Genomic DNA, 3,979 nt, shown 5'->3' with positions numbered 1-3,979 from the left:
GTCGGGGGTGGCAGCACTAAAACTGGCCGTCAGGACGGCGCGGCAACGAGGCCATCCCCCGACACGACCGAGGAGCCACGACCAGGCAACTCACCCAGCCGCGGAACTGATACTCCCCCAATGAGGCAGCGGATAATCTCACGCTTCGTGAGTCCCTCCGCAGTGCGTCGCTCGACGTAATCGATAGTAGGATGATGCCATCGCATGCGCACGATGATGGTACGGTGGAGCGCGGCGTTGGCCTGCCGGTTCCCACCTCGATTGAGTCTGTGACGGTGCGTCTTCCCGGAGGACGCCGGGATCGGACACACTCCACAAAGCTTCGCGAACGCTGATTCCGAGCGGATCCGGTCGGTGTTGTCTCCGGCAGCGATCAGCATCTCAGCCGCCGTGTCGGGGCCGATACCGACTGCTTCGACGAGCCGCGGCGCGGCGGCTTTCGTCTGCTGTTTAAGATGCCAGCTCAGTGACTTGATTTCTTCGTGCAGACTCAGCCACCGTCGCGCCAGCGACGCCAACACGTGCCGCATCGCCTTCGCGGGTGTCGTCGGCGCCCCCACGCACTCCAGCGCCGCGCAGGCTTCGATCAGGCGATGATCCGTGAGAGGCTCGAGCGCGCCCCGGAGCTCGTCGTCAGCGGTCACCAACGTCGCCTTCAATGTGATCATGGCTGCTGGCTGGGCCTTCACCGCCGTGTCCCGGGCAACCTTGATCAGACGAAGCGCCTCGACCGCCCCGTCGGCTGTCTTCGGCGTCGCGGTCAGCACGCCGGCGACGACCTGGCGCGCGGCATGCTCGGCGTCGATCGTGTCGGTCTTGCCTGCCTGACGTCGCTCGCCTTTCCGCGGTGGACGGCTGACTTCCCGGACGTCGTGGCCATGCCGGCGCAGAAAAAGCGCCAGCCCCAGACCGTAGGAGCCGGTTCCCTCGACCCCAAAGGCAACAAGCCGCCCTGGAGAATGCACCCGGGCCAGGCAGAACGCAAGCAGCATCTGGAAACCGGGCGGGGTCGCCGGGATCACCAGCTCCGCGAGGCGGCCTCCGAGACCGTCGAGTAGTACGGCAACATGCTGATCTTTGTGAGTGTCGACGCCGACGATGACGTCGTCGCGGGAAAGCATCATGCTGGGCATCAGCTGGCTGATCTCCTTCACAGGCCACCGGTCACGTCCCGCCGGTCGGGCGGGCGGACAGGACTGCGATGAGACCCTGCTGCGATCAGGCTCCTATCAGGTCACTGCCCGCCCGGCCAGCGGTCCAGAGATCGCTGCCACGCCAGCCGACAGATCAACGCAAAGGCACCCGAAGGACCGGTCGTAACAAGAGTCAGACCGGCGTGGCAGCGACAACATGATGCTCGCAGTCGAAACATATCCGGTTAATAGCGTGCACTTTTGTCCGGTTGTGCGACCGGTATTCGGTGCCAGCGGTTGTTGCTGGTAGGCCGGTTCTCGATCCTGCGGAGTCGTTCTTCGTGCTGGCGGACGCGGGTGGCCAGGGCATTGAGCGTGTCGGTGAGGTGGGCGATCTCAGCTTGATCTTTAACCTGTGCGGTGTTGGTGGGCGGTCATGGTCAGGTCCCGTCGGGTGGTTTTTCCGACGTCGTGGTGGGGTGCGGGTCTGCGGTTGCGTGAGCCGGGAGGGCGGCCGGGGCCGGCTTTGGTGGGTTTCGGTGCGCCGGCGGGGAGGGGGATGACCGCGCGGATGTTCCGGAATCCTCGTCGGACTCGGGCGGGGGTGAGTCGTTCTGGTGGGGCGGGTTTCTCCCAGGGGCGACGCAGGTCGCGGGCGAGTGGCCGGGCGAGGCGGAGCTGGGTGTGGATGGCGATGATCAGCCAGGTCCAGTGGTCGGCGGCCTGCGGGGTGCGGATCTTCGGGCGGGTCCAGCCGAGGGTCTGTTTGAACAGTCGGAAGGTGTGTTCCAGGTCGAACCGGCGCAGGAACGCCTGCCAGGCGCGGTCGATGTCGGCGGCGGTGGCGTTGGTGGCGGAGGTCCACAGCCAGACGGGCTTGGGGTCGCGGTTGCCGGGGAGGTGGTCGACCTGCAGGCGGATGAGGGTCCCTTCGATGATCGGCAGGTCGCCGGGGTGGTTGATCCAGCAGGTGCGGTGGGTGAGTCGGGGGTGCAGCCGGTTCCAGCTGGTCGCGGTGGCGGTGCCGTAGCGGCTGGTGTTGGTGGTCGTGGTGTGCTGCGGTTCGGGCCAGGTCGCGGGCCTGTCCAGGGCGAACTCGGGGCCGTGCTTGGGCGGACGGCCGTTGGTACCTGGCTGTCTCGGTGGTTTGGGGAGCCGCAGGACACGGTCGGAACGGATCCGGCCGAGGACCTCGACGGGCAGGTCGGCCAGGACGAACGCCAGCCGGGTCACGTCATACCCGGCGTCCATCACGATCAGGATGTTCGGGTCGCCGTCATGCCAGTGCCCGGCGGCGATCAGACGACCCACGAACGCCCGGAGCTGGTCGGCGGTCACCGCTGTGGCGTCGTCATCGGGGCCGAGGCGAACCGCGTCCAGGACCGCGGTCCACGACGTCCGGCCGGACTCGAGGGCGGCGACGAACGAGTACGGCCAGCCAGGAATCAGCTGGGACTGGTTCTTCGCACGGCCGTGCACATGGCAGAACAGCCGCTGCGCGCTGGTCGGCGCGTCCGAGCGCAGCCATGGGCTGACATCGACGGCCAGCACGAGTCGTCCGTCGGCGGCCGCGGGCAGCGGAAGGTCCGCGAGCGCACGTCGCAGCCGGGCGATCTCTAACCGGCCGCTGTTCAGCCCGTCGTACAAGGCTCCATGGCCGCGACGGTGCTCCGGGGCCAGTGTCAGGTCGACCAGCGTCCGGACCGGGCCGTCGGTGCACAGCACCGCCTCCGCCGTTTCGAATAGCGCGTCCGCGCGGCGGGTCAGGCAGTCGTAGAACTCCTGCCGGAAGCGACACAGCCGTCCCAGAGCCTCGACGCGTCCTGGTTCGTCCTGCACACTGCCCATCACGACCTTCGGCTTGATCCGGCTTCTTTGGCGAGAGCACGCTCTTCCGAAGGTCGTCCCACGTCACGAGGACACGCCGACCCGCCTCACAACACCAGCAGGTATCGCACAGCGTGACACCCGGCGGTTAAACGACAAGCTCAGTGGCGACGCCGGTGAGGGTACGGGCCTCGCGGGCGTGGTTGCGGTGCTCCTCGACGAGGGCGCGTAGCCGGGGGTCGCGGTAGAGGGTGGTGCGGGAGATCCCGGTGGCCGCAGCGACGGCGGTGAAGCTGACCTGCTGGTTCGTGCTGGTCAGCGTGGTGAGAACACGCTCGACCCGGCTGTTGATCGGCTCGTCGGTCATCCGGCCTGTGCCTGGGTGATGAGGGCGTCGAGGCGGGCGACGAGGTGGCGGTGCCGGTCGGCTTCGCTGATCCAGCCGCGGGCGGCGGCGTCGCGGGCGAGCGCGTCGGCGTCGGCGCGCTGGGCGGAGAGGACCTGGAGGTGGGCGCTGTCGGTGTGGAAGCTGGGGCAGTGTTCGCAGATGTTCGCGTAGGTGCAGGCCCCCTGGGCGGGGGCGCGCAGGCAGAATCCGCCGGCGAGCCGGGTTTTCAGCGCGGGGGTCTCCTTCCAGTCCGCGCCGCCGGTGACATCGAGCAGCGGGAGGCCGGGGCGTCCGGCAGGAAGGGTTCCGAGTTGGCTTTTCGCGAGGTCGAGAGCCCGTTGGTATTCGGCGCGGACGGTGGTGTCGAAAAGCCGTCCGTAGCGCAGGCTCATTTCCGCGGAGACGTGTCCGAGGAGGGCCATGAGTGCTTGGAGCGACACACCCGCGTTCACGAGAGCGGTGGCATAGGTGTGGCGGAGCTGGTGGGTCGTGATGTGGCCGAGTCCCAATGCCACTTCCGCTAAGTCGATCAAGCTGCGGCTTGGGGTTTCGCGGGGTTGGCGAGCCTGATCGTGGGCGGGGCGTGGTGGCGGATGCCGTACTGGCCGGGTTTCTTGACCGGGTACTGGTT

The 3,979-nt window shown here is 67.8% G+C and carries 4 protein-coding genes; all 4 read right to left on the bottom strand.

Going from position 1 to position 3,979, the window contains the following annotated elements:
- Nucleotides 1-29 precede the first annotated feature (29 nt).
- Entirely contained in the window at nucleotides 30-1,154 is a 1,125-nt protein-coding gene (locus AB1460_RS36140; RefSeq protein ID WP_368966986.1) for an IS110 family transposase, read from the bottom strand.
- Between the two features lie 387 nt (nucleotides 1,155-1,541).
- Nucleotides 1,542-2,981 (bottom strand): NF041680 family putative transposase, encoded by a 1,440-nt coding sequence (locus AB1460_RS36135; protein ID WP_368966984.1) that lies wholly within the window; start codon nucleotides 2,979-2,981, stop codon nucleotides 1,542-1,544.
- Nucleotides 2,982-3,108: 127 nt separating this feature from the next.
- Nucleotides 3,109-3,327, bottom strand: coding sequence for a helix-turn-helix domain-containing protein (locus AB1460_RS36130; RefSeq protein ID WP_368966982.1), 219 nt, complete (start codon nucleotides 3,325-3,327; stop codon nucleotides 3,109-3,111).
- Nucleotides 3,324-3,979 (bottom strand): tyrosine-type recombinase/integrase (locus tag AB1460_RS36125; RefSeq protein ID WP_368966980.1); only part of this gene is annotated, 656 nt, incomplete at its 5' end. The genes AB1460_RS36130 and AB1460_RS36125, both read right to left, overlap by 4 nt.

It is taken from the genome of Parafrankia sp. FMc2, from assembly GCF_041008525.1.
In the GTDB taxonomy this organism is placed as follows: Bacteria; Actinomycetota; Actinomycetes; order Frankiales; family Frankiaceae; genus Parafrankia.
Note: the sequence above shows the minus strand (reverse complement) of the source record. Positions and strands in the feature narration are given on the sequence as shown.

What these genes read in the sequence shown, in the direction of transcription:
- AB1460_RS36130 (WP_368966982.1), bottom strand. Translation starts at nt 3,327, where the DNA reads ATGACCGACGAGCCGATCAACAGCCGGGTCGAGCGTGTTCTCACCACG.
- AB1460_RS36135 (WP_368966984.1), bottom strand. Translation starts at nt 2,981, where the DNA reads ATGGGCAGTGTGCAGGACGAACCAGGACGCGTCGAGGCTCTGGGACGG.